The 23,744-nt window shown below is 53.9% G+C and carries 25 protein-coding genes and 1 pseudogene; 9 read left to right on the top strand and 17 right to left on the bottom strand.

The window, feature by feature from the left end:
- Positions 1 to 2 precede the first annotated feature (2 nt).
- Complete coding sequence (locus Q0775_RS08960) at positions 3 to 2,447, top strand: FAD-dependent oxidoreductase (protein ID WP_298859423.1); 2,445 nt, start codon at positions 3 to 5, stop codon at positions 2,445 to 2,447.
- Between the two features lie 66 nt (positions 2,448 to 2,513).
- Positions 2,514 to 3,419: an EamA family transporter RarD gene (gene rarD, locus Q0775_RS08965; RefSeq protein ID WP_298859425.1), complete on the top strand. Its 906-nt coding sequence runs from the start codon at positions 2,514 to 2,516 to the stop codon at positions 3,417 to 3,419.
- On the opposite strand, the gene Q0775_RS08970 is transcribed toward rarD, so the two are convergent.
- Entirely contained in the window at positions 3,411 to 3,821 is a 411-nt protein-coding gene (locus Q0775_RS08970; RefSeq protein ID WP_298859427.1) for a nuclear transport factor 2 family protein, read from the bottom strand. The genes rarD and Q0775_RS08970 overlap by 9 nt on opposite strands.
- Before the next feature lie 75 nt (positions 3,822 to 3,896).
- Here Q0775_RS08970 and Q0775_RS08975 point away from each other — a divergent pair, with 75 nt between their 5' ends.
- Positions 3,897 to 4,544, top strand: a complete 648-nt coding sequence (locus Q0775_RS08975) for a pseudouridine synthase (RefSeq protein WP_298859429.1) — start codon at positions 3,897 to 3,899, stop codon at positions 4,542 to 4,544.
- Positions 4,545 to 4,638: 94 nt separating this feature from the next.
- Here Q0775_RS08975 and Q0775_RS08980 read toward each other — a convergent pair whose 3' ends face one another.
- Positions 4,639 to 6,066: an aldehyde dehydrogenase family protein gene (locus tag Q0775_RS08980; protein WP_298859431.1), complete on the bottom strand. Its 1,428-nt coding sequence runs from the start codon at positions 6,064 to 6,066 to the stop codon at positions 4,639 to 4,641.
- A gap of 143 nt (positions 6,067 to 6,209) precedes the next feature.
- Here Q0775_RS08980 and Q0775_RS08985 point away from each other — a divergent pair, with 143 nt between their 5' ends.
- Positions 6,210 to 6,863 carry a peroxiredoxin gene (locus Q0775_RS08985; protein WP_298859433.1) on the top strand — a complete coding sequence of 218 codons (654 nt, stop codon included), beginning with the start codon at positions 6,210 to 6,212 and terminating at the stop codon, positions 6,861 to 6,863.
- 68 nt (positions 6,864 to 6,931) lie between these two features.
- Here the strand turns inward: Q0775_RS08985 and Q0775_RS08990 are convergent, their stop codons facing one another.
- The 4 genes from Q0775_RS08990 to Q0775_RS09005 form a co-directional block, all read right to left on the bottom strand.
- On the bottom strand, positions 6,932 to 7,480 hold the full coding sequence (locus tag Q0775_RS08990) for a L,D-transpeptidase (protein WP_298859436.1): 549 nt from the start codon (positions 7,478 to 7,480) through the stop codon (positions 6,932 to 6,934).
- A gap of 434 nt (positions 7,481 to 7,914) precedes the next feature.
- The gene (locus Q0775_RS08995) at positions 7,915 to 8,244 is read right to left on the bottom strand and encodes a hypothetical protein (protein WP_298859437.1); all 330 of its coding nucleotides are present in this window, start codon (positions 8,242 to 8,244) and stop codon (positions 7,915 to 7,917) included.
- Positions 8,245 to 8,315: 71 nt separating this feature from the next.
- A complete protein-coding gene (pnp, locus tag Q0775_RS09000) occupies positions 8,316 to 10,451 on the bottom strand; it encodes a polyribonucleotide nucleotidyltransferase (protein WP_298859439.1) in 2,136 nt (711 codons plus the stop codon).
- 531 nt (positions 10,452 to 10,982) lie between these two features.
- Entirely contained in the window at positions 10,983 to 11,657 is a 675-nt protein-coding gene (locus tag Q0775_RS09005) for a glutathione S-transferase family protein (protein WP_298859441.1), read from the bottom strand.
- A 77-nt stretch (positions 11,658 to 11,734) separates the two neighbouring features.
- On the opposite strand from Q0775_RS09005, the gene Q0775_RS09010 reads away from it, so the two are divergent.
- Positions 11,735 to 12,331: a TetR/AcrR family transcriptional regulator gene (locus Q0775_RS09010; RefSeq protein ID WP_298859443.1), complete on the top strand. Its 597-nt coding sequence runs from the start codon at positions 11,735 to 11,737 to the stop codon at positions 12,329 to 12,331.
- A 56-nt stretch (positions 12,332 to 12,387) separates the two neighbouring features.
- Here Q0775_RS09010 and ubiA read toward each other — a convergent pair whose 3' ends face one another.
- From ubiA to Q0775_RS09025, 3 genes are all read right to left on the bottom strand, one after another.
- On the bottom strand, positions 12,388 to 13,302 hold the full coding sequence (gene ubiA, locus Q0775_RS09015; RefSeq protein WP_298859444.1) for a 4-hydroxybenzoate octaprenyltransferase: 915 nt from the start codon (positions 13,300 to 13,302) through the stop codon (positions 12,388 to 12,390).
- A gap of 63 nt (positions 13,303 to 13,365) precedes the next feature.
- Complete coding sequence (locus tag Q0775_RS09020; RefSeq protein WP_298859446.1) at positions 13,366 to 13,845, bottom strand: DUF2867 domain-containing protein; 480 nt, start codon at positions 13,843 to 13,845, stop codon at positions 13,366 to 13,368.
- Between the two features lie 156 nt (positions 13,846 to 14,001).
- A complete protein-coding gene (locus Q0775_RS09025; protein WP_298859447.1) occupies positions 14,002 to 14,523 on the bottom strand; it encodes a thioesterase family protein in 522 nt (173 codons plus the stop codon).
- Positions 14,524 to 14,602: 79 nt separating this feature from the next.
- Between Q0775_RS09025 and Q0775_RS09030 the strand changes: the two genes are divergently transcribed.
- Complete coding sequence (locus Q0775_RS09030; protein ID WP_298859448.1) at positions 14,603 to 15,082, top strand: MarR family winged helix-turn-helix transcriptional regulator; 480 nt, start codon at positions 14,603 to 14,605, stop codon at positions 15,080 to 15,082.
- Positions 15,083 to 15,364: 282 nt separating this feature from the next.
- Here Q0775_RS09030 and Q0775_RS09035 read toward each other — a convergent pair whose 3' ends face one another.
- On the bottom strand, positions 15,365 to 16,249 hold the full coding sequence (locus Q0775_RS09035) for a LysR family transcriptional regulator (protein ID WP_298859450.1): 885 nt from the start codon (positions 16,247 to 16,249) through the stop codon (positions 15,365 to 15,367).
- 96 nt (positions 16,250 to 16,345) lie between these two features.
- Between Q0775_RS09035 and Q0775_RS09040 the strand changes: the two genes are divergently transcribed.
- Genes Q0775_RS09040 through Q0775_RS09050 form a run of 3 tightly spaced genes read left to right on the top strand, consistent with a single transcriptional unit; the run spans position 16,346 to position 18,229 of the window.
- On the top strand, positions 16,346 to 17,101 hold the full coding sequence (locus tag Q0775_RS09040) for a class I SAM-dependent methyltransferase (RefSeq protein WP_298859452.1): 756 nt from the start codon (positions 16,346 to 16,348) through the stop codon (positions 17,099 to 17,101).
- Positions 17,080 to 17,826, top strand: a complete 747-nt coding sequence (locus Q0775_RS09045; RefSeq protein ID WP_298859454.1) for a DUF2306 domain-containing protein — start codon at positions 17,080 to 17,082, stop codon at positions 17,824 to 17,826. The genes Q0775_RS09040 and Q0775_RS09045 overlap by 22 nt, the downstream gene beginning before the upstream one ends.
- 1 nt (position 17,827) lies before the next feature.
- Positions 17,828 to 18,229, top strand: a complete 402-nt coding sequence (locus Q0775_RS09050) for a DUF6326 family protein (RefSeq protein WP_298859456.1) — start codon at positions 17,828 to 17,830, stop codon at positions 18,227 to 18,229.
- Between the two features lie 182 nt (positions 18,230 to 18,411).
- Here Q0775_RS09050 and Q0775_RS09055 read toward each other — a convergent pair.
- The 7 genes and pseudogenes from Q0775_RS09055 to Q0775_RS09085 form a co-directional block, all read right to left on the bottom strand.
- Positions 18,412 to 19,043 (bottom strand): annotated as a pseudogene (locus Q0775_RS09055) (tyrosine-type recombinase/integrase).
- Positions 19,044 to 19,255: 212 nt separating this feature from the next.
- Positions 19,256 to 19,669: an SRPBCC domain-containing protein gene (locus Q0775_RS09060; protein WP_298859458.1), complete on the bottom strand. Its 414-nt coding sequence runs from the start codon at positions 19,667 to 19,669 to the stop codon at positions 19,256 to 19,258.
- Entirely contained in the window at positions 19,666 to 19,968 is a 303-nt protein-coding gene (locus Q0775_RS09065; RefSeq protein WP_298859460.1) for a metalloregulator ArsR/SmtB family transcription factor, read from the bottom strand. Before Q0775_RS09065 ends, Q0775_RS09060 begins: the two co-directional genes overlap by 4 nt.
- A gap of 14 nt (positions 19,969 to 19,982) precedes the next feature.
- A complete protein-coding gene (locus Q0775_RS09070) occupies positions 19,983 to 20,408 on the bottom strand; it encodes a DUF4437 domain-containing protein (RefSeq protein WP_298859461.1) in 426 nt (141 codons plus the stop codon).
- A gap of 541 nt (positions 20,409 to 20,949) precedes the next feature.
- Positions 20,950 to 21,798: an MBL fold metallo-hydrolase gene (locus Q0775_RS09075; protein ID WP_298859463.1), complete on the bottom strand. Its 849-nt coding sequence runs from the start codon at positions 21,796 to 21,798 to the stop codon at positions 20,950 to 20,952.
- Positions 21,795 to 23,213: a sulfatase-like hydrolase/transferase gene (locus tag Q0775_RS09080; protein ID WP_298859465.1), complete on the bottom strand. Its 1,419-nt coding sequence runs from the start codon at positions 23,211 to 23,213 to the stop codon at positions 21,795 to 21,797. Before Q0775_RS09080 ends, Q0775_RS09075 begins: the two co-directional genes overlap by 4 nt.
- Positions 23,213 to 23,686 (bottom strand): MarR family winged helix-turn-helix transcriptional regulator, encoded by a 474-nt coding sequence (locus Q0775_RS09085; protein ID WP_298859467.1) that lies wholly within the window; start codon positions 23,684 to 23,686, stop codon positions 23,213 to 23,215. Before Q0775_RS09085 ends, Q0775_RS09080 begins: the two co-directional genes overlap by 1 nt.
- Positions 23,687 to 23,744 lie beyond the last annotated feature (58 nt).

Here is a 23,744-nt window from a genome sequence, read left to right on the forward strand (position 1 = left end):
CCATGGCTGACGTTCCTGCACATGCACGCGTTGTTATTATCGGGGGCGGTGTTATTGGCTGCTCGGTCGCATATCACCTTACGAAATTGGGGTGGAAAGACGTGGTGCTGTTGGAGCGTAAGCAGCTCACCTCGGGGACAACTTGGCATGCAGCAGGCCTGATTGCGCAGCTACGCGCGACGGCGAATATGACGAAGCTGGCGAAGTATTCCCAAGAGCTTTACGGCAACCTTGAGGCCGAGACGGGTGTTGCGACAGGCTTCAAACGCTGTGGGTCGATCACTGTGGCGCTGACCGAGGAACGCCGCGAGGAGATTTTCCGTCAGGCGGCCATGGCGCGGGCGTTCGGTGTGGATGTGGAAGAGATTTCGCCTGCCGAGGTCAAGGAGCGCTATTCGCATCTGAACATCGAGGGTGTGACGGGCGGCGTGTATCTGGACAAGGACGGACAGGGTGATCCTGCGAACATCGCACTGGCGCTGGCGAAAGGTGCGCGGCAGCGCGGTGCACGCGTGATCGAGCGGACGGCGGTGACGGGTGTTAAGCGCGAGGGGCGTCGAATTACTGGCGTTGACTGGCAGCAGGGCGAAGAGACGGGGCATATCGCGGCGGATATGGTCGTGAACTGTGCGGGCATGTGGGGCCATGCGGTGGGCAAGATGACCGGGACAAACGTGCCGCTACATGCGTGCGAGCATTTCTATATCGTGTCCGAGCCGATTGCGGGGCTGACCCAAATGCCCGTGCTGCGGGTGCCAGATGAGTGTGCGTATTACAAAGAAGATGCGGGCAAAATGCTGCTGGGCGCGTTCGAGCCGAATGCAAAGCCTTGGGCGATGGATGGCATCCCAGCGGATTTCGAGTTTGATCAGTTGCCAGAGGATTTCGACCACTTTGAGCCGATTTTGGAACATGCGGTGAACCGTATGCCGATGCTGGCGGAGGCGGGTATCCATACGTTCTTTAACGGGCCTGAAAGCTTTACGCCTGACGATGCTTACCATCTTGGGCTTGCGCCCGAGATGGACAATGTCTGGGTCGCGGCGGGCTTCAACTCTATTGGTATCCAGTCTGCGGGCGGTGCGGGTATGGCGCTGGCGCAATGGATGGACGAGGGGCAAAAGCCGTTCGACCTTGGCGATGTGGATATTAGCCGCATGCAGCCGTTTCAGGGCAACAAGACCTATCTGTTTGAGCGGTCTAAGGAGACGCTGGGACTGCTTTACGCGGATCACTTCCCCTTCCGCCAAAAGGCCACGGCACGCGGTGTGCGGCGCACGCCATTCCACCAGCATCTGCTGGGACGCGGTGCGGTCATGGGCGAGATCGCAGGCTGGGAGCGCGCCAACTGGTTCGCGAACGAAGGACAGGAACGGGAATATAGATACTCGTGGCAGCGGCAGAATTTTTTCGAAAACGTCGCCGCCGAGCATAAGGCCGTGCGCGAGAATGTCGGCATGTATGACATGTCGTCCTTCGGCAAAATCCGTGTCGAGGGGCGCGATGCCGAGGCATTTATGAACTATGTTGGTGGTGGTGATTATTCCGTCCCGAACGGCAAGATTGTCTATACCCAATTCCTCAACCAGCGTGGTGGGATTGAGGCGGATGTGACTGTTACGCGGATGTCTGAGACGGCGTATCTGGTGGTGACACCTGCGGCGACGCGTCTGGCGGATGAGACGTGGCTGCGGCGCAATCAAGGTGATTTCAACGTGGTTATTACCGATGTGACCGCAGGCGAAGGGGTGCTAGCCGTGATGGGGCCGCAAGCGCGTGCGTTGTTGCAAGCCGTAAGCCCCAATGATTTCAGCAATGATGTGAACCCTTTTGGCACGGCGCAGGAGATCGAGATCGGGATGGGTTTGGCCCGTGTGCACCGCGTGACATACGTGGGCGAGCTGGGTTGGGAGGTTTATGTGAGTGCGGATCAGTCCGCCCATGTATTCGAGACGCTGGCGCAAGCGGGGCAGGATTTTGACCTTAAGTTGTGCGGGATGCATATGATGGACAGTTGCCGGATCGAGAAGGGCTTCCGCCACTTTGGCCATGACATCACAAGCGAGGATCACGTGCTTGAGGCGGGGCTTGGCTTTGCGGTGAAGACCACCAAACCTGATTTTATTGGGCGTGAGGCTGTGCTGGAGAAGAAGGAAGCGGGGCTGGACATGCGGATGGTGCAGTTCAAGCTGACGGACCCCGAGCCGCTCTTGTATCACAATGAGCCTGTGCTGCGGGACGGCGAGATTGTGGGATACCTCAGCTCTGGCTCTTACGGGCATCATCTGGGCGGCGCGATGGGCCTTGGCTATGTGCCGTGTAAGGGCGAAAAGCCGGCCGATGTGCTGGCCTCGACTTATGAGATTGACGTGATGGGGACGCGGGTGCGCGCCGAGGCTTCGCTCAAGCCGATGTATGATCCCACCTCTGCGCGTGTGAAAGTGTAGCGGTACAATTGAGGGCTTTCCCTTGCCCCCTTCCTTGCCCTAACGCTGTGGGGCAAGGAGACTGATATGGCCACGCCCAACACGGATCAAGACACGCCTCAAGGCCTGCTGTTTGCGGGCGGTGCCTATGTACTGTGGGGGTTTTTGCCGCTTTATATGAAGCTGCTGAGCCATATTCCTGTGGCCGAAGTGATTGCGCATCGCATCATATGGTCGGTGCCGATTGCGGCGGTGGTGTTGATCCTGCTGGGACGCACGGCGACCCTGCGTGAGGCGTTTCGCAATCCGCGCATGTTGGCCATGGGTTGTGTCACGGCGGCGCTGATCTCGCTCAACTGGGGGATCTATGTCTATGCGATTGTGACGGACCGCGCGTTGGACGCGGCGATTGGATATTATATCAACCCGCTGTTCAGCGTGTTTTTGGCGGCGGTCCTGTTGGGGGAGCGATTGGCGCGGATGCAGTGGATCGCGGTGGCGATTGTAAGTGTGGCGGTATTGGTGTTGATCGTGGACGCCGAGGAGACGCCATGGCTGGCATTTGGCATGATGCTCACATGGGGGTTCTATGCGCTGGCGAAAAAGAGCCTGCCGATCGGGCCGAACCAAGGGTTTCTGATGGAAGTGCTACTGCTGCTGCCGCCTGCGTTGGCTTATGCGGTTTATATGGGCAGTACGGGCGGGGCGAAGTTTCTGGGCGATGCCAGCGATACATGGCTGCTGCTGGGTTGCGGGGTTGTAACCGCCGTGCCGCTGCTGTGCTATGCCAACGGTGCCAAGTTGCTGCGGCTGTCGACTATTGGCATCCTGCAATATATCGCGCCCACGATGATCATGCTCAATGCAGTGTTCATCTTTGGGGAGCCGTTTGGCCGTGCCCGCGCGATTGCACTGCCGCTGATCTGGATTGCGCTGATCATCTATACTGTTTCGATGGTGCAGCAAATGCAGGCAAAGCGCAGCTTAAGTTAAGGCCGACTTATGCTTCATGAACGAGGGGTCTTTTGCGACGCGCTCGTTCATGGCGGCCCTGAGTGCGCCGATGGTTTTATACGGGCGCATGACGACTTCAAAAGTCTGCATTAAGCCGTCATCGTTAAGGGTGATCAGGTCAACACCGACACAGTCCAGCCCCTCGACCTTACATTGGAACTCAAGCGCCCAATCATTGCCCGCCCCCATGACGCGACGGTATTCAAAATCGGTGAAGACTTCGTTCACATGCCCAAGTACGGCTGCCACTGCATCGCGACCGTTCCATGTTGCCCAATAGGTTGGTGGCTGGAACTTTACGTCATCGGCCATGAGCGCGGGCACGCCGCTGTGGTCATGCGCAAGGACGAGGTCATGAAACTTCTGGATGGTTGGATGCATGCTTGTTCTCCTGTTTCCAAACAGCGTGCCACGGGACGGGTTGAAAACAAAGCCTGCACATGGGACTGAGGCGGCATGGACGCAACGTACACCCCTCCGATGGATCCGCTTGAGGTCCTGCACCTCGATCACGAAGTTATTCTGGTCGACAAGCCTGCTGGCTTGCTCTCGGTGCCTGGTAAGGGGCCTGAACTCGCTGATTGCCTGCTGACGCGTTTGCAAGTGGCATTTCCTGATGCGTTGCTGGTTCACCGTTTGGACCGTGATACATCGGGTGTGATGATCTTTGCCCTGACACGTCATGCGCAGCGGCATCTAAATCTGCAGTTTGAAAAACGGATGACAAAGAAAACCTACATTGCGCGTATCTGGGGCGTTCCTGCGGAAAAGAAAGGGACTATTGACCTGCCGCTAATTGTAGATTGGCCCAACCGTCCGCGCCAAATGGTTTGCCTTGAAACGGGTAAACCGGCGCAAACCGACTGGCGCATGGTGAAAGACGAAGGCGATACAGCTCGTGTGCGATTGTCACCCCATACAGGACGTAGTCACCAACTCCGCGTGCATATGCTCAGCCTCGGGCACCCGATACTGGGTGATCCTTTTTATGCGGAGGGGGCGGCAAAAGACTTCCCGCGTATGATGCTACATTCGGAAGAACTGCGGTTCAAACACCCCGATGGTGGGCAATCGACCCGCGTGCGCAGCAAGGCGCCCTTTTAAACTCACTTCCGACATTCCACCTAGCGTATTGTTTAAAAATAAGAGAGAGCTACCCGAAAGTAGCCCTCTCCTAGTCGGTGCCGTTTAGTGGAGGTTACTCTGCAGCCCAACCAGAGACGGCTTTGACTTCGAGGAATTCCTCAAGGCCAAATACGCCGCCTTCGCGGCCGTTACCGGACTGCTTGTATCCGCCAAAGGGCGAGCCCTGAGCGAAGCCTTGGCCGTTGGTTTCAACCATGCCCGAGCGCAAGCGGCGGGCAACGCGGCGGCGCTTTTCCGTGTCTGCAGTCTGGACGTAGTTGGTCAGGCCGTAGGGTGTGTCGTTGGCGATCGCGATGGCTTCTTCTTCGGTCTCAAAGGGGATGATCGACAAGACGGGACCAAAAACTTCTTCGCGGGCGATGGTCATATCATTGGTGACATCTGCGAAAACCGTGGGCCTGACGTAGTAGCCGCGGTTCAGGCCATCGGGGCGGCCTAGGCCACCTGCGGTGAGGCGCGCCTCGGACATGCCTTTTTCGATGAGGCCTTGGATTTTGTTAAATTGGGCTTCGGAGACGACGGGGCCGATATGTTTGCCTTCTTCGGACGCGGGGCCAACGTGAGTGTTGGTTGCGACTTCGGAGGCAGATGCCACAGCTTCGTCATAGCGGGATTTGTGGACCAGCATGCGGGTTGGTGCGTTGCAGGACTGGCCCGAGTTGCGGAAGCAACGGATAGCACCCTGTTTGGCGGCTGACGGATCTGCGTCTTCAAAGATAATATTGGCACCTTTGCCGCCCAGTTCCAAGCTGACGCGCTTGAGCGTGTCTGCCGCAGCTTTGGAAATCGCGATGCCTGCGCGGGTGGAGCCTGTAAAGCTGACCATGTCGACTTCGGGGTGGGATGACAGCTGGCTGCCAACACCGGGGCCGTCGCCGTTGACGAGGTTGAACACGCCTGCGGGGAAACCTGCTTCGTGTACGAATTCGGCGAATAGCAGCCCCGACAGGGGTGCGATCTCGGAGGGTTTCAAGACGACCGTGTTGCCTGTGGCGAGCGCTGGGATCACCTTAAGGATGATCTGGTTCATGGGCCAGTTCCATGGGGTGATCAGCGCACAGACGCCAATCGGCTCGAGCAGGGTTTTCTCAGTGGCGGTGAAATCACGCTCGAAGGAGAAATCCTTGAATGCTTTGAGGAAGCCGCCGATGTGCCAGCTGCCCGCGCCCACTTGTTGTTGGCGGGCCAGCAGAATCGGTGCGCCCATTTCCATGGACATGGCTTGGGCCATTTCTTCCTGACGAGTGTCATAGATTTCGGCCAGTTTTTCGATCAGAGCGGTGCGCTCTTCCTTCGAAGTCTGGGACCAGCTGTCGAAGGCGGCACGCGCTGCGTTTACGGCAGCATCTGTGTCGGACTGGTCGCCGAGCGAAATGATGGCGCATTGTTCTTCGGTGGAAGGGTCAATTACGGCGAAGTCGTTTGCGGCGGCGGGGGCAACCCACGCGCCGTTGATGTAAAAATCGCGTTTCTCCAGCATGGTGATGCTCCTTGTTTGAGATTTGAAGGCACTGTGGCACTGCGGTTAAGCCACTGCAAGGCAGGGCTGCGAACTTGGGGGATGAAACTCCATCGGGCAATGACTACGTAAGAGTAATAACAATTTTAGAGGAGGACGCAGCGATGAGTTTGCGCATTAACGACACGATCCCTGATCTAACGGTTGAAACGGATCAAGGGACGATCAGCTTGCATGATTTTGTGGGCGATAGCTGGGCGATCTTATTCTCTCACCCCAAGGATTTCACACCTGTCTGCACGACCGAGTTTGGTGCAGTGGCGCAGTTGGCGGATGAGTGGGAGAAGCGCGGGACCAAAGTCTTGGGTGTGTCTGTGGACGGTGTCGAGGACCACAAAAAGTGGAAAGCGGATATCGAAACTGTTGGCGGGGCCAAGGCAGGTTTCCCGATTGTTGCGGACACGGATCTTACGCTGTCTAAGGCGTTTGATATGCTGCCTGCGGAAGCCTACCTACCTGACGGGCGCACGCCTGCGGACAGTGCAACGGTGCGGTCAGTGTTCATCATCGGGCCTGACAAACAGCTGAAGCTGTCGATGACCTATCCGATGACTGTTGGTCGCAACTTTGCCGAAGTGTTGCGTGCACTTGACGGGTTGCAGACCTCTGCGGGTCAAGGTGTTGCCACTCCTGCAAATTGGAATGTGGGCGATGATGTGATTATTCCGACTTCTGTGTCGGATGCCGATGCAACTGCCAAATTCGGAACATTCAATAAGGTGTTACCCTATTTGCGTATGGCGAAGCTGCCGGAGTGATTAAGAAGCATTAAAACGAAAAAGCCCCGCTATCTAGCGGGGCTTTCTGCATCTTAGGGACAGATTTCTTAGTGGAGAACCACGCGAGTGCCGTTTGGCACACGGTTATAGAGGTCAATCACATGGGCGTTGATCATCCGCACACAACCATTTGAGACGCGCGCAGCCACTGTCTGTGGCTTTGGTGTTCCGTGGATGCGCAGATATGTGTCGCGGTCGCCGCTGTAGAGATAGAGCGCGCGCGCACCGAGTGGGTTCATCCCACCCCCTTTCATGCCTGCCGCGTGTTTTGCATAGATATGCGGCTCACGACGGATCATGGCCTGAGTTGGGGTCCACCGGGGCCATTCCGCCTTGCGACGGATGCGGAACGTACCGGAGCGGTAGCGGCCTGCCGTACCGATGCCTACGGAATAGCGGATCGCCTTGCCGTTGGGCATGGTCCAATACAACGCAAATTGGCCGGGATCGACATGGATCTCGTTAGGACGAAAGCGGTCTTTGATATCCACCATGCGCGGGCGCAGGTGGTTGGGCACATTATATGCAAAGGCTGGGCCAGCAAGAAGGGCTGCGGCGCCAGACAACATAAGGGTGCGGCGATCAAATAAGGACATGGCAGTGTCTCCAGACTTTGTAATGATTCTTGGTTTAATGGTTAACCTATACCGTAAAACAGGCAGAAACGTGAGTCTGGTTTACCCGACCCTCACGCTCATTCGATCTATTGAGAAAAAGTAGGATTTTTAAGGTCTTGAAATGAATGTTAAAAAACAGGCTCTTCATTTTTTCGTGCGTCGCCACATCCGCTGTTATGTCCCAAAGCTACTGTTTCACGATGGTATTCAACTCCTTGGCTATGTGCCTATTGTCCGCAGTGCGCCCTTTAGAAATGCCATACTCTTTGCCCTCTTGCGGGCAGATTACAGGTTTAGAGGCGAGATCATCTGCAGAATGGCATCGCTGATCATTTTTGTCTTAGATATGGAGTAGTGGTATTGCCTTCGGCATGGGTAAAGACGGCTTCATGGACATGGCCCAGGTGGCCGTATTATGCCTTTAAGCGCATGCTCAGGTCGTCGTCCTCGTGATAGAGGAATATCGCCTCGTCAAAGCCGCCGATCCCTTCGAAGTGTGCACGAGACACAAAGATCACAGGGCCATTAAGCAAAGGGACGTCGGCGTCTGCATTGGGTGCTGTACCAGACCAATGGGCCGATTTGTGCAGAAGGCGGGAACGGCGTCGAAAGGACGGGCGATGGCGACCATCTATCGCACGAGGCGATGCTGCGGCGACTTCGGGGTGGTCATGGAGATGCGCATGAAGCTTTTCAAGGCATCCTTGGGATGCTCGGGTACTGGTTTGGGTGACTGAAGGCATAACCGCCCTGACAAAACAAGAAGGCCCCCACGTTTCCACAGGGGCCTCTTTTGATTTTAAAGAAGGAAGGCTTAGTCTTCTTTCTTCTCTTCTTCTTTGATCTCTTCGCCAGTTTCCTGATCGACCACTTTCATGGACAAACGAACCTTGCCGCGATCGTCAAAGCCCAAGAGCTTCACTTTGACTTCCTGACCTTCTTTCAGAACGTCTGAAGGATGGTTCAGGCGGCGGTTTTCGATCTGGGATACGTGCACCAGACCGTCGCGCTTGCCAAAGAAGTTCACAAAGGCGCCGAAATCGACGATCTTCACAACGGTACCGGTATAGACGGCACCTTCTTCAGGCTCGGCCACGATCGACCAGATCATGTCGTAGGCTTTCTTGATCGAGTCGGCGTTTGGTGACGCGATCTTGATGATGCCTTCGTCGTTGATGTCGACCTTTGCGCCGGACACTTCAACGATCTCGCGGATAACTTTACCGCCAGAACCGATGACTTCACGGATTTTATCCGTTGGGACCTGCATGGTCTCGATGCGTGGGGCGTGCTCGGAGAACTCGCCTGCGCCGGAGATGGATTTGTTCATCTCGCCAAGGATGTGCAAACGACCCGCTTTGGCCTGAGCCAATGCTTTTTCCATGATCTCGGGCGTGATGCCTGCGATCTTGATGTCCATCTGCAATGACGTGATACCTGCTTCGGTACCCGCTACCTTGAAGTCCATATCGCCGAGGTGATCTTCGTCACCCAAGATATCCGACAGGATCGCGTAGGAGCCGTCCTCTTCGAGGATCAGACCCATGGCAACACCGGCAACGGCGGATTTGAGCGGAACGCCCGCATCCATCATCGACAGGGAACCACCACAAACGGACGCCATGGAGGAGGAGCCGTTGGATTCGGTGATCTCGGAGACCAGACGAATGGTGTAAGGGAAGTCTGTCGCAGCGGGCAGAACGGCCTGAAGGGCGCGCCATGCGAGTTTACCGTGACCGATTTCGCGGCGACCTGGAGGGCCCACACGACCAACTTCACCCACAGAGTAGGGGGGGAAGTTATAGTGCAGCAAAAAGTTGGATTTGAAGTTGCCGTGCAGCGCGTCAATGAATTGCTCGTCGTCTCCGGTACCCAGAGTGGTCACAACCAAGCCTTGCGTCTCACCACGTGTAAACAGGGCAGAGCCGTGCGTACGGGGCAGGATGCCAGTCTCGGAAACGATATCGCGGATCTCGTCAGTCTTGCGACCGTCGATGCGCACACCGGTTTTCACAACGTCACCGCGCAGGATGGAGGCCTCGAGGCCTTTCATCGCGGAACCGAGGTTTGCATTGGCTTGCTGCTCTTCGGACAATGCGGCCATGATCGTGTCGCGGGCAGCGGAGACTGCTGCTGTACGCTCTTGCTTGTCACCGATTGCGAATGCAGCGCGCATTTCCTTCTCGCCTGCGGCCTTAACAGCAGCGGAGAGATCGGAGTAGTCAACGGGCTGGAAGTCAAACGGCTCTTTTGCCGCTGTCTCTGCCAGCTCAACAATCAGGTCGATGACGGGCTGGATATGCTCATGGGCGAACTTAACCGCGCCGAGCATTTCTTCTTCGCTCAACTCGTATGCTTCGGATTCAACCATCATCACGGCGTCTTTGGTGCCGGCAACTACCAGATCAAGGCGCTGATCGGGGTTGTTCTTGAGGTCCTGCATGTCGTCGATTTCAGGGTTCAGAACGTACTGACCACCTTCATAACCAACGCGGCACGCGGCAATCGGGCCCATGAACGGCGCGCCGGAAATGGTCAACGCTGCGGAGGCCGCAATCATCGCAACCATGTCGGGATCGTTAACCAGATCGTGAGATAGAACGGTACACATCACCAGTACTTCGTTCTTGAACCCGGGGACGAACAGCGGGCGGATCGGACGGTCGATCAGACGGCTTGTCAGTGTTTCTTTTTCTGTTGGACGCGCTTCGCGTTTAAAGAAACCACCCGGGATTTTACCTGCGGCGTAATATTTCTCGTTATAGTGCACGGTCAGTGGGAAAAAGTCCTGACCCGGCTTTTGCTTGCGTGCGAATGTCACGTTCGCCATCACGGATGTCTCGCCATATGTGGCGATGACGGAACCGTCGGCTTGGCGCGCAACTTTCCCTGTTTCCAGTGTGAGCGTCTCTTCGCCCCACTGCATGCTTTTCTTAACTTCGTTAAACATCATCGTTTCCTTGTTGGCCCATTAGCCATTGCATAGAGGGCGTATTCCCTCTGACCCCTTTATTTCCTCGCCTGCATCGGGGACTGAATGCGAACGGGTAGATGCGTGGGCTGTACATGAGATTGGGGAGGATGGGAAGGGAGGGGTGGATTGGGCGGGTAATCTCCATGTCAGCTATGCGGACAAAGCCGACTTTTGCAGCTGCAGCGATTGCTGACGCAGAAAACCTTCGCATATGCAGCGTAGTACATTCGGCAAAGCAGCGAATGCCATCTGACCGATCATTCCATAGGGTCAGAACCCACGCAATCCAAACCACCTATTCGCTGAACGCGGTCTCAACAATCGACATGTGGAGAAAACGTAAATGCGCTATGATTGCTTAATTGATTGGTTTGCGCTGCCCTGACAGCAGCATTTTTGTTTTCGTTCGGAAGATTCGTTAAAGTCGACTTCCCAGTACCACTAAGTGGGCCACTCTCCGGCGTTTGTTCTGCTCAGGGCCCAGCATCCTTGCTTCCCTGAATTGGGTCAAGTGCCACCCTTCAACTTGGCACGCGTCTGTTGGAGATAGAGCAATTCAGCCTCGTGCAACTTAACTGCTACCGGTCGCGACGACACCCGTTCAAAGTTCTTCATCAAGTAAGGATATCGATTTTCATCTGGTAGGCACTTTGAATGTCTTAGGTTGGCCATCTGAGAATAGACAGACAGATCAGCTATCGAGAGTTCATTCCCGCAAAACCAGCTTTTGCCAGATATCTGGGACTCCAAATAGGTCAGCAACGGAGGAAGATGTTCGGCAACTGACGCCTGAACGGTTTTGGAATCAATAGGCAACCCGCGCATCTCATTAATGAAAATGGGTCTAAAAACTCCGGTACTGATTTCATGAAAAAGTGCGGTGTCTGCATATTCTTCAATCCACAGCGCACGACCGAGATGTTTGGGTTCTTTTGGAACGAGCGTTGCCTTCTCGGGGTGAGCCGCGTTGAAGTAGGCACAGATGGCTGAACTATCACTTAGTGTAAAATCACCTGATTGAAGCACCGGAACGCGTTTGAGCGGGCTGACCATCGCAAAGTCGTCAGGTGGGAAATATGGATTTACCTCTTTCAAGTGGATGTCCAAGCTCATCTCATAAGCGAACAAAACCACTTTTCGGGTAAACGGTGAGAGCGGGTTTCCAAGAACAGTATGTGCCATAGCAATGATCAATCCTTTGAAGTTGACACTGTCTATATTGACATTTTAATTGACGCTGTCAATATAGACTGATGAAAATGAAACAACCCTTCCATCATGGCAGCTTGAAACTGGCATTGCTTGACGCTTCAGTAGTGCTGTTGGACATGCACGGGCCTGACGGCGTAACGATCAGAGCTGTCGCACGCGAAGCGGGCGTCTCCCATGCGGCGCCGGTTAATCACTACAAAGATAGAGAAACGCTTCTTACTGCACTTGCGACAGTTCTGTTCAAGGACCTCTTGGCTTGTGTAATTAAGAAACTTCGCAGCGAGGACTTGCTTGCCAACGAGCGTATTTCAGTTTTTGCCACTGTGCTATTTGAATATGCAATGACCCATCCCAACCGCTATCGATTGCTTTGGCATACCGGATTGGTCGATCACAGCGATCCTGAATTGCTTGATGTAATGAATCAATTTTATGGTGCTTGCTGCGCTGAAATTTCAGGTGCAAAAATGTGCACTAATCGCGATGTTGAGACTTATGCAATTGCTCTATGGTCTATGGTGCATGGTTATATCGACCTTCGGCTGACTGGCATGTTCGAAGCGAGAAACGACACGGTGAGCGGACATCCAAGGTTAGAAGCCATGCTAGAATTATTCCAAAATTCAGGCCGGACGAAATCTTGATGATTGTTTCAGCCCATAGGACGGTGGCGCCCCGAACACCCGCTGTTTGCAAAATATCATAGGGTTCCGATAAAAGCCGAGGCAGCCAGAACAGCGCCGGTCAGGATGTTAGCTAAGAAAAGGCGAAAATTGACTTCGGGGCGGACTATGTCGAAGCGCCACGCCTGCCAGCCAAAGTGGGCAGCAATTACCAACATCCCGAAAGCGTAGGGCGACGACATGCCCAGCACCCACCCCCCCAGGGACCATGCTGTCACTGTTAGTGCATAGAACACGGAGATCAGCGATTTTCCATGCGCACCGAACAGAACAGCTGTGGATTTGAGACCTAGACGCTTGTCGTCCCTTATGTCGACATATCCATAGGTCGTATCATATCCGATCTGCCATGTAATCGCACCGGCCCACATCAACACCGCGCCAACCGGTACATGACCGGCGATCTGCGCCCAAGCCACCAGCATCCCCCAATTGAAAGCAATCCCCAAAACCGCCTGAGGCCAGTGGGTGAAGCGTTTGCAAAAGGGATAGAGCACGACCAACGGCAGCACACCGATCGCCAGAAGGCGCGCGAACGAAGATAGAAAAATCAGCAAAGATGCGGTCAGCGCCAATTGAACCGCCAGAAACACTATTGCCCCGAACAGACTAATTTCGCCGTTTGCCAATGGTCGCAAACGGGTGCGCTGGACTTGGCCGTCGAAATTGCGGTCGGCAATATCGTTGATTGTACAACCCGCGCTGCGCATCACAAAAGCACCAAGGGTGAACACCAAAAGAGTGCGCAAATCTGGAAAGCCATGCGCGGCCTGCAACAACGCAGCCCAGCAAGGAAAAAGCGTAAGCCAGATACCAACTGGACGGTCCAGCCGCGCTAAACGGATGTAGGGACGAACGGGCAGCGGAAGGAACCGCTCGACCCAATCACCCCTCTGGATATCACTCAGGTCGCGGTCGGTTATTCCAGACATTGTAAAAACCCGCTTCTGTCAAAAATATTGCAACGACCACATGAAAATAGCCTCAATCCGAACCTAAATTACGTTCCGCATACCGGATGCAACAATGAGCTTGTGAAATGGCATTATAAGCATGATGTAGACCTTTCCCAAGATATTATGCCGCTGAACGAGCGTCGTCACACGTATCTGGAAGTCACCCCCAATAGCGAAACGTTCAATAAGAATACGGAAATTCAGATGGATATCATCCATGCCCAGTACAATACTGTCCTCACTTTCCTGCAAGATAGGAAATATGGATATTCTTGACTCAGATCTGGGCGCGTCAATTTTCCCGTCTGGTTTTAATCCAAAAGGGGCAACAATAAAGTTTCGTATCTTGAAGAGTCGCTTGGCCCAAGTCGGCGACGTCCCAACCGTCGCGTCGGCAATTTCCCGCATGGTGGCGAAGTTGCGGTGCGTCGAAACTTCAAAAGCGTCCGCCCAGTTTGCATCCGGGAGTGCTTCGTTGGGCAAAACAGGTTTTATAGAGGTAGGCCAATCTAGTGTCATCGCATCGCTCCAGTGTTGTGAGGAAAGCTGCAATCAGGGCAAGGCTCTTTGTGATCCGGTTGATTGCTCGATTAGGAGCCAGCGATGATCCTGCTACATTTAGTGAAATCACGTGCATCGAAATCGCCTGCATTGCGTCATGACATCCTATGAAATTCAGCCCATTATCTTTTGTTCGCTTTCCTTCCAATGAAGTACGGCTTCGGGCAACTCATTGTCTTTGCGCTCGAAATCAAGGGATTCAAATGACTGAACCATGGAAACAAGTCCTGTTTTTGAAACCATTGCCCCCTTTGAATAGCCTTTCGCGCAGATTACTCCATCAAGTGTCAGGAATTCGACGAAGAAGTAATTCCAGTGGTCATCGCACCCCGTCCAACGGTAACGCAGCCGATACTTTTGACCCAATTTGAGCTGGCGGCGAAATGTCATGATCGTTCCACCTGCAAAAGGTTTCCACTTTTTCTTCAACAAAATCCTGAGGAAACCAGTGCGCACAAAAAACTCGACAGTCATGAGATCAGCCACTGTTAAGTAACGACCATTGTTCATATGAAGATTTACGTCAATATCGTTTGGCAGCACTCTAAATTCTCGTTCGAAAACCTCATCCATCACCAATTTGGGAAGCCGCCATGCTCGTAAAAGTGTCCAGATTAGCCTAAAGTAGAGGTTCATTATTACACCATATTAGTTCATATTTGAACCATATTGTTCAATCTTGAACTATGCAAGTTCTTTCACACTGGGGCGTCCTATGAAAAATTCTAAATCAGAAACCTATGATGACGTGGCTATACCCCCGACAGCTACGTGGATCGCAGTTGTGCGCACGTACAACGAGTGTACGGCAACACTTACCCACCTTCTCGCGCCGATGGGGGTTTCGCTGCTTCAGCATGAAATCCTGATAAATTTGTTCAGATCTCCGGGTCTTACCCAACAGCAGCTTGCGAAAAGGTGTTTTTCCGCCAAAAGCGGGATCAGCATGCTTGTTGCGCGCTTTGTAGCAGATGACCTTATTAAACGGACCCCCGCCCCGAAAGATCAACGCGCCTGGAGCCTTTCATTGACTGAAAAAGGGCAGACGTTGGCCAGACAGGTGGTCGGCGTACAAAATGATGTTGTCGCAGAGATGGACAAGGCCTACTCATCTGATGATCTCCTGCTGGTTAAAGACATAATGGATCGATCATCTGTATTGCTGGAGAATTTACGAGACAGAAACAAGAAGTAGGCGGCTTTCGAGAAATCCGTAGTCGGCCCCGTCAGCATTTAAGCACTTTCATGGGGTGTAGCTAAAAATAAAGCGTTTTGGGTGTTCGACACATCCTTGGAGCATATCAGTATCGTAGAAATTGCTGGTCGTGGCTGGCGTTGTTGAAATCGGAGACTTTAGCAAAGAAGCGGTTGGGGAATTCATCACCGAGAAACAACTATAGACAACTCTTGTGTCAGAGACCGTTCGTGGTTTTACATTTGATCGCTTTTTTCTGTGCAGTTGATACCGTCTAGCCGGTTAACCAATACCCTCTGCCAGAAGGTCAAAAACCACCCGAATGCGTAGATTTGTCTTAAGCTCGCGGTGGGCCACCAGCCATGTCTCGATACTGATCGGCTCGAACGCCGAAGTCGGGTTTTCGAGTTCTGGATAAGCCGCCCCGATGTCGATAGGTAGAATGCCGATCCCAAAACCTTGTCGGACAAGTTCGAGGGCTAGTGTGGCGCTCGACGTCGAAAAATTGAAATTTGCTGTCGTCAGATTTACGCCACGTGACGTCATCAAACCAAGCCGCTGTTCGGGTTGGTCAAACCCGACAAACTTTAACTTTTCAAGATCAGCGAGCGTCTTTGGGCGACCAACTTCGTCGAGGTACTCTTTTGAAGCAAATAGATGTGCCTTTGTGTCGCGCAGCCGTTTTGCAAAGAGGGTCTCATCTTTGGGGCGACTATGACGGATTGCGATGTCAGCTTCACGCCGCCGCAGATCGCTTAATTGATTTGATGCGATAATCTCGATCTGAAGGTCTGGCGCGGTTGTGCGCAGCTTTTTAAGGACTGGCGGTAGAAAATGCGTTGCCATCAGGTTTGTGGCCGAAATCAACACATGTCCGGTCACGGCATCGGAGTGGCCCGTTGCAGCAAGGGATATGCTGTTTGCTGCATCGCCCATCATCCGAAAATGCGCCAGCAATTCTACACCTGATTGTGTCAATAAGAGTGCGCGCGATGTCCTCTCGAAGAGGACCAAGCCTAGCGCCTCTTCGAGGCCCGCGACCTGTCGGCTTAGTGTTGGTTGCGTCAGCCCAAGCGCGCGCGCAGCGGCAGACAGCGACCCTTCTTCAGCGGTGACGAGAAATGCCCGCGCTTGGTTCCAGTCGAAAGCTGATCGTTTCCACTCCATTATTTACGTATACCAATCCAAGAAAGATACGCAATTCCGTATTGATAGGCTGCATTCTATATTTTGCCAACGAACAACTTAAAGCAGGTAAGAGATATGACGCAGCTAGACACCAAAGGCCTCGGTTCATCGCACGCTGCCACGATGGAACAGGCAATCCCCATGACCACTCGTCGATTTGGCTCTTGGGAAGTTCTCATCAGTAGGCGAACGCTCTCCTCTGCTGACCTTGCCAACCGTTACGACGCCGTCTCAGACAAATGGGCGCGGACGGCGCGCCGTTTTCGATTGAATGCCGCATATTGCGAACCGCTTCTGGCCTCTCAGGTTGTCATAGATCTTATGCGGGTTGAGCCAAAGGCGCGGATCCTTGATTGCGGCGTCGGCAATGGGAGCCTTTCGATTGCGCTAAATAGCCTCACGAAGGGTCCGGCCGACTTCCATGCAATTGATACCTCTGCTGAAATGCTTGTGCAGGCCAAGTCCGTGATGCAGCACGCTGGGCTGAACCCGCACCTTCAACAGGCCGATGTAATGTTATTGCCCTATGAGGATCAGTCTTTTGACGTTGTTATGGCCGCGCATGTCCTTGAACATCTGCCGGATCCGCAACGTGCTCTTGCGGAGATGGTTCGCGTTCTAAGGCCGGGTGGGATGGTGTTCATTTGCGTGACGCGCCCCTCACTTTTCGGCGCATTGGTCCAACTTTTGTGGCGAACATGGGCGATCACAGAACAAGAGGGCATCGCGTGGCTGCACGCATCCCAGCTTGTCGATGTCGGATACCAAGCGGTTCGGCTCGGCTCCGCTGGCTTTACGAGCACTGCCTTTTGGGCGCGGCGGCCCCAATGATCTCTCCAAGTCGAAAAGTTCCAAAATTACGCTTTGAAAAATCCGAATGGGTCGTTCTGGGCCTGATTTTAGTCTATTCGTTCATTCCTGTCATCGGCGGGATGATACGGGTCCTTGAGCTTGCAGGCGGACCACAAATCGCACCAGCGAACTCTCGGGCACTGCTTGCGCCGCTACCTATTACCCTGCACATCCTAAGCAGCATTCTGTTCTGCATCGTCGGCGCTCTTCAATTCATACCAAGTCTGCGACGCCAACGCCCGGCGGCGCATCGCCCCATCGGACGGGTGATTGCGGTTGCGGGATGTGTTTCCGCGCTCAGTGGTCTGTGGATGACGCACTTCTATGTCTTTCCGGAGGATCTTCAGGGCCCATTACTTTATTGGGTGCGGATGGTTTTAGGCACTGCAATGATCGGACTCATTATCTGGGCGGTGATCGCAATCAGATCCCGCAACGTTTTCCAACACAGCGCGTCGATGGTGCGGGCCTATGCCATCGGTCAGGGCGCGTCGACGCAGGCCGTTGTGGGCATTGCTTGGATCATCGCTGTTGGCGCCGAAGCGATGGGCCCCCTCCGCGACGGTTTGATGATTTTCGCGTGGGTGGTCAATCTGCTCGCCGCAGAAATCTTCATCTGCGCAATGCTGAGGCCGCTACAGCGTCGGCAAAACCATTCGTCACTGCCTCCTATTCGGCCTTCAACACCAAGAAACGAGATTTGAAATGACGTACCAAAATGGCAATCCCCGTCCTCTTTTGTCGATCCTTTGGGTCTTTATCATCCTGAATTTCTTTGCACGCGATATTCATGAATTGGGCCGCCCCGGCATGCTGGAACAGATGATCTCCGGCACAATTGACGGGGTCGTCGTCACAGAAATGTTGATGCTATTCGGAGGGATCATGATAGAGATCCCGATCTTGATGACAGTTCTCGCATTGCTGTTGCCACATGCGGCCAATCGATGGGCGAACATTGGGGTTGGCCTTTTAACGATGGTCACGATCGTCGCGATGAACCTCAAACCCGACCTAGACAACGTCTTTTTCATGGGTATTCAGTTGATCGCCTTGGTCGGCATTATTGGGGTGGCATGGCGTTGGCGTGGCCCAGAGTCGATATAAGTCCTAACTCCAAAACTGGCAAAAGTGTGGCTGCATAGTCCAATAGGACGTCTAAACCCCGATAGCTGTAATTCGTAAATCGTGCAGCATCGATCGATCGGGGCTCAGCGCTGCCGTAGGAAGTATCATACGATCAAGAGCGCTTCGAAATGACGAATGGCTCCAACCGTTCGTCAGAATTCTCAGATATCAATCCGCTCGGAAATGCTCAGCGCGTCTTCGAGCTCAACCCCCAGATATCTGACGGTGCTATCAATTTTTGTGTGGCCTCGCGACATCTGAACAGCACGCATGTTGCCTGTCTTGCGATAGATTTCCGCCACCTTTGTTCAGCGCATGCAATGGGTGCCATAGCCGCTAGGTTCTAAACCAATCGAGACAATCCAATCCCGAACCAAGCGCCCATACTGGCGTGTTGATATGTGCGGTCGATCATGGAATCGACTCGGATACAAAAAATGGCACCTGATCATTTCCGGAGACTTGATCCAGTTGGTCACAGTTTCTCATGTGTGTTCAGCCAGTTCAAACTGGACAGGCTTGTTCGTTTTGCTTTGAACGACGGACACTCTTTCACGAATTCTGTCGTCCCTGAGTAGGTCAATGACCTTCAGTGACACCAAATCGCAACCGCGTAACTTGCTATCTATTGCGACGTTGAACAATGCGAGATCGCGGAGATTACACGCTAGTTCGAGGCGAGCGCGGATGGCCCAGACCTGTTTTGGTGGAAGCGGGCGCCTTTGCCCGACGAGGTGCCCCTATTCCAGGCTCTTCGTTTTGGGGTGGCCGCGGGAAGTTGAACTCTTGGCATGATTTGGCCTTCATCCAACCCTCCTGCCCAAAAATCAACACAGCGCTGACTACGTATTATAGCCTAAATCAAATGACGGCTTCGCCGCTGGCGCGTCATCAAGTGTTTCTGCGAAAGCAAAAGACAGCTTGGAGCCTAACGTTACAGAATTTCTGCGTTGCTGTGAATGTCAGGTTTGGCCGATGTGATACGACCAAACCCCAGACGTTGTTCTAGTCGCCATGAGCGGAGGTCCGCATCCGCGCAAGGTGATCATCCCACCCCTTGTCCAGCGCTAGTGTAAGTCCATAGGCTTCTGCCCCTTGTGGCAGACCTTCATGTCGCAGGGATAGATTTGTGCCGCCCGGAACTTCGGTTAGAAGCCATCTGACCGTGCTGGACTGATCCCCCATTGGCGCAATGGCAAAGGTGTACTCAAGCTGCGTGAACGGCTTTGCGACAAGGACCTTGCCCCACATAAGCTTATCGCCGCTCTCAGTGCCAAACATTTCATAATCGCCTTCGACCAGCGCTGTCTTCGGCTTGTGGAACCAGATCGCCAGCTTGTCGGGGTCGGTCAGATATGCCCAGACTTGTGCCGGTGTTGCTTTGAGATATATTGATTTCTGGAGTATGGTGTCGGTCATTGCATGTCCTTTTCTATTTCATCTTTAAGAGTGTTGAGGCGCTCGTCCCAGAAGGCATCGAAGTAATCGAACCAGCTCATTACTTTCTTCAGCCCATCCGTGTTCAGCGAATTCAGCCGTGACCTGCCCTCTGCTTGAACCGAGATGAGATTGCCTTCGCGAAGGATCGTCAGGTGTTTTTTCACCGCCGCCCGGGTCATCTGAAAGTTGTCAGCGACTTCGGCAATCGTCATGTCGTTGTTCGCAAGCAATTGAAGAATATTGCGTCGGGTAGGGTCGGCCAACGCCCGAAATCCCATCTGTTCAGCGCCTGTCATTGTGCTACGGGCTGGAAATCAAATGCCCCATCTTGATAGAGGTAAGCAATGCATGGCTCATCGGATACGCATGCAGAGATATGCGCCAAACCGCTTGAAATTCGGTAGTAAGAACCGGGTCCGATTACTCTGGCTGCGTCAGGATCATCGCCGTTGGCATAGTGGGTCATTTCACCTTGCAACATGACCCCAAACATATTTGCAGATTTCACATGTGGCGGGCTTATCGTGCCAGCGGGCAATCTGACAAGGGCCTGATAAGGCTCTGCAAACCGATCCCCCTGTAGAGCAGAAAATGCGACGCCTTCGGGCGTTACCTCCCAAACATAATCGTCCGCGTCCAATAATGTGATCTGCTCGGCGTGTGCAGATAGTGGCGCAATGAGTGATGCGATAATTGATGCCAAGAATGCTTGTTTCACTTTGATCCCTTTATGATACTATTTGGTATCATTTACATACGAAACTAAATGGTATCATGTCAAGTCACATCGTGATTAGGGAGAAGCGTAAAGCAGACGCTAAACTTTAGAGGTCCAACGGTCGTTATGTCCCGCAGTCTGTGAATTCGACCTCTGATCCCTACTGCACTCTGCACGAATGGCTGGTTTTCCCGCCGCGCGGCAGCACCGAATTTTACGCTGACGCAGCATTTTCCACGCTGCGAGCGCATGCAGAAGGAGAAGCGAATTCACACCAAGGGCTCTAAGCTGCCGTTAGCTGCGATTGCGATCGTCGCTTGTCTGAGTTTCGCATGCCGATGGTGGCTATGCAGACCTAGCTGCGACTGGCTGGTAATTCACGAACGTCCGATTTTATTGCGATTTCAAAAATGAACTGATGTCGTTCAAAGTGCCACCTCCATTTTCCTGAACCCAAAGACAAAGCGCGAAAACGCCGTTTTTATTGCCAGCTACTATTGGCGATGCACGTCAGAAGTCTTGAGACCGCTTGATGCACCAGTTATATCTCAAACACATCCAGATCTTCCAAAATCCCTGAAGCACTTCCAAATTGATCATTGAGATCGGCAATCGCCTTTTGATGCCCTTCGGGGCTGTCCATATGCACGCGAAAATGGCTCAGATACAGCCGTTTGACGCCAACACTTTGAGCCATATCAGCCACCTGCGCAGGATCAGGGCAAAAGGCTTGCGTCGCTGGGTGCAATTGTTCACCCGACCCGCGATAGCACCAATGGACGGCAAAATCGGCATCACGGCACAGGTTCGCGATGTCATCGCACAATCCTGTATCCCCCGAGTAGACGAACTTTTTCCCGTCTGCCTGCACCGCGAACCCAAGGCAATCGAGGATCGGTTCGGCATGGGTCGCTTTGGCAGCAGTGAGCGTCCATCCGTCCCCTTCATATGTAAAACCTGCCGTAATCTCGGTCACTTCGGGCGCAGGCCAAGGGCGCGGCAGGGTGCCGCCACGGGCGACCCATACCTGTTGGCTTTGCGGCAACTCCGTGCGGGCGCGCAAATCGTTGTTCAGCACGCCATTGCGCCCGAAATAGCCGTCGGTAATTGCCGCCAAAGGTTTCGGTCCAAACACTTTCAGCGGGGGCGCCCCTTCGTCCCATGCGGCATGCACCAAGCGGGCATAGTCCATCATGTGATCGCTGTGATAGTGGGTGAAAAACAGATGTGTGATGTCGCGGGGCAAACGGCCCGAGCGGATCAGATTATCAAAGACGCCCCCACCACAATCCAGCAGAATACGGTCACTGCCGATTTCCAACAAAAACCCTGACGATGCGCGGCGCGCATAGGCTTCGGGAGATCCTGAACCGAGGACCGTGAGCCTCATGTTGCTGGCGGGGGTGTCGCCCCCGTTGCGCCGAGTTTCAAGGCCGCTTCCCTGCCGCCATGATGCGCGATCAAAGCGTCCTGATCTGCAAAGGCCTGCGCGTTGACGGTTTCGGGGTCGATCATCTTTTGCAGCTCTGCCGTGAGGTCCGCTATTACATCTGCAAAGGCAGGATCACCCGCAAGATTTGTTGCCTCTTCAGGGTCTGCCATAAGGTCAAACAGCTCTGTTTCAAATCCGATGTAGGTGTTGAGCTTATAGCGCCCCTTGCGCAGCATATACGCTGCAGAGACTGCACCAACAGCGTGGTACTCGCTAAATATTACGCGGTCGGGGTCCTCTGCCTGCGCCGCGATCTCCGTCAGCGGCTTGCCCGCGCAGTCAAATGTGAGGCCGAAATGGGCGGGTATCGTTGCGGATATGTCCAACAGGTCAACTGGCGTAGCGCAAGTGCCAACCGCAATATCGGGCCCTGCCATGATCAACGGAACCGAGACGGATTCCTGATAGAGGTTCGACTTTCCCCAAAGCCCACGCGCCCCGAGATTATCACCGTGGTCGGAGGAATAGATCACGGTGGTATCCTTTGATAGCCCAGCCTGCTCAAGTGCAGTCATAATACGCCCCACATTGTGGTCCATCCACGTCACGAGGCCGTAATAGGCCGCCACAGCGTCTCGACGTTCGGCTTCGGATTTGAACCGTGCCTCGCTGTCCATCTGCGCATTTTGTAGCTCCACCCATGGATGCCGCTTATAGCCCTCGTTGGGGTTCATCTTGGGCGAAGGCAGGCTGTCGGGCGGATAAAGGTCAAAGAACTCTTGAGGAACGACCAGTGGGAAATGCGGTGCGACAAGCCCGACGTAAAGACACCAAGGCGCATCATCCTGCGCATGATCGGCCAGCCATTCCACCGTGCGGTCCGTCACAGCCTGATCATAGTCGGTGTATTTACTGGTCCCTGCGCCGATGTGCTCACCCAACATGCGCGGCGCAGGTGTGATCCGTTCCCCCGTTTCTCGAATTGATCCCCATACCATCCCGACGCCGCCTGCGACATGCATGGGGATATGCTCATGGTCAAAACCTGCGGGATCGCCCGCTTGGCGGTAGTGAAGTTTGCCGATGCTTTCCACCGGAATGCCTGCATTTTGCAAACAATGCCCCCACCCCGGGATTTGCCCGTGATAGGGCATTGCATTGTCCCACAGACGGTTCTGGTGGGCATATTGCCCTGTCGCAAAACTTGCCCGTGCAGGCACGCAGATCGGCGACGGCGTATAGGCATCGGTAAAGCGCATGCCGCGTGCCGCCAATGCATCAAGGTTCGGCGTCTGAACAAAGGGATGGCCCGCACAGCCCATAGCGCGGGCTTGATGCTCATCCGACAGAATGACCAATAGGTTTGATGTCATCAGGTCTCTACCTTTTCCGCTGCTCGCTCAAGAATGGCCAGCATGCGGCGCAGGTTCGCAACATCTTCGGCGCTCAGATCGGTTTGCAAATTCTCTTGCCGCCGCCGCATCTTGGGTAAGGCTGTATCAAACACCTCTTTGCCCTCGGACGTCAGGCTAAGGACATGAACCCTATTGTCCTTGGCATGCTCGGACGAGGCAACAAGCCCCTCTGCGATCAACGATTTCACATTGCGACTGACAAGGCCCTTATCCATAGCGGTGTATCTGACCAATTCCGATGCCGTTACCGTCTCGGCCCCGCCGATGAAGGCCACCATGCGCCACTGGTTCAGCGTCACACCAACACTGTCGCTGAGGATTTTGGTCGCTTGCGTATTCAACTTCTGATGTAGGCGCGAAATCCGGTAGGTCAGAAAATGGTTCAACTGTGCAAGTTGCGGATTAAAATCTTTTTGCTTTAGGTCGTTCATCGGTCACCTCTTACACCGAGCATCACCCGTCCTACTGGTATCGTCAACTAATTAGTTG

Origin of the sequence: uncultured Sulfitobacter sp. (genome assembly GCF_947499945.1) — a bacterium.
GTDB lineage: Bacteria > Pseudomonadota > Alphaproteobacteria > Rhodobacterales > Rhodobacteraceae > Sulfitobacter.

What these genes read in the sequence shown, in the direction of transcription:
- Q0775_RS09020 (WP_298859446.1), bottom strand. Translation starts at nt 13,845, where the DNA reads ATGACACTAGATTGGCCTACCTCTATAAAACCTGTTTTGCCCAACGAA.
- Q0775_RS08980 (WP_298859431.1), bottom strand. Translation starts at nt 6,066, where the DNA reads ATGCTGGAGAAACGCGATTTTTACATCAACGGCGCGTGGGTTGCCCCC.
- Q0775_RS09050 (WP_298859456.1), top strand. Translation starts at nt 17,828, where the DNA reads ATGACGTACCAAAATGGCAATCCCCGTCCTCTTTTGTCGATCCTTTGG.
- Q0775_RS08970 (WP_298859427.1), bottom strand. Translation starts at nt 3,821, where the DNA reads ATGCATCCAACCATCCAGAAGTTTCATGACCTCGTCCTTGCGCATGAC.
- Q0775_RS09075 (WP_298859463.1), bottom strand. Translation starts at nt 21,798, where the DNA reads ATGAGGCTCACGGTCCTCGGTTCAGGATCTCCCGAAGCCTATGCGCGC.
- Q0775_RS09035 (WP_298859450.1), bottom strand. Translation starts at nt 16,249, where the DNA reads ATGGAGTGGAAACGATCAGCTTTCGACTGGAACCAAGCGCGGGCATTT.
- Q0775_RS08985 (WP_298859433.1), top strand. Translation starts at nt 6,210, where the DNA reads ATGAGTTTGCGCATTAACGACACGATCCCTGATCTAACGGTTGAAACG.
- Q0775_RS09085 (WP_298859467.1), bottom strand. Translation starts at nt 23,686, where the DNA reads ATGAACGACCTAAAGCAAAAAGATTTTAATCCGCAACTTGCACAGTTG.
- ubiA (WP_298859444.1), bottom strand. Translation starts at nt 13,302, where the DNA reads ATGTCTGGAATAACCGACCGCGACCTGAGTGATATCCAGAGGGGTGAT.
- Q0775_RS09005 (WP_298859441.1), bottom strand. Translation starts at nt 11,657, where the DNA reads ATGGCACATACTGTTCTTGGAAACCCGCTCTCACCGTTTACCCGAAAA.
- Q0775_RS09025 (WP_298859447.1), bottom strand. Translation starts at nt 14,523, where the DNA reads ATGAACCTCTACTTTAGGCTAATCTGGACACTTTTACGAGCATGGCGG.
- Q0775_RS09080 (WP_298859465.1), bottom strand. Translation starts at nt 23,213, where the DNA reads ATGACATCAAACCTATTGGTCATTCTGTCGGATGAGCATCAAGCCCGC.
- Q0775_RS09030 (WP_298859448.1), top strand. Translation starts at nt 14,603, where the DNA reads ATGAAAAATTCTAAATCAGAAACCTATGATGACGTGGCTATACCCCCG.
- pnp (WP_298859439.1), bottom strand. Translation starts at nt 10,451, where the DNA reads ATGTTTAACGAAGTTAAGAAAAGCATGCAGTGGGGCGAAGAGACGCTC.
- Q0775_RS08975 (WP_298859429.1), top strand. Translation starts at nt 3,897, where the DNA reads ATGGACGCAACGTACACCCCTCCGATGGATCCGCTTGAGGTCCTGCAC.
- Q0775_RS09010 (WP_298859443.1), top strand. Translation starts at nt 11,735, where the DNA reads ATGAAACAACCCTTCCATCATGGCAGCTTGAAACTGGCATTGCTTGAC.
- Q0775_RS09065 (WP_298859460.1), bottom strand. Translation starts at nt 19,968, where the DNA reads ATGGGATTTCGGGCGTTGGCCGACCCTACCCGACGCAATATTCTTCAA.
- Q0775_RS08960 (WP_298859423.1), top strand. Translation starts at nt 3, where the DNA reads ATGGCTGACGTTCCTGCACATGCACGCGTTGTTATTATCGGGGGCGGT.
- Q0775_RS08990 (WP_298859436.1), bottom strand. Translation starts at nt 7,480, where the DNA reads ATGTCCTTATTTGATCGCCGCACCCTTATGTTGTCTGGCGCCGCAGCC.
- Q0775_RS08995 (WP_298859437.1), bottom strand. Translation starts at nt 8,244, where the DNA reads ATGCCTTCAGTCACCCAAACCAGTACCCGAGCATCCCAAGGATGCCTT.
- Q0775_RS09040 (WP_298859452.1), top strand. Translation starts at nt 16,346, where the DNA reads ATGACGCAGCTAGACACCAAAGGCCTCGGTTCATCGCACGCTGCCACG.
- rarD (WP_298859425.1), top strand. Translation starts at nt 2,514, where the DNA reads ATGGCCACGCCCAACACGGATCAAGACACGCCTCAAGGCCTGCTGTTT.
- Q0775_RS09060 (WP_298859458.1), bottom strand. Translation starts at nt 19,669, where the DNA reads ATGACCGACACCATACTCCAGAAATCAATATATCTCAAAGCAACACCG.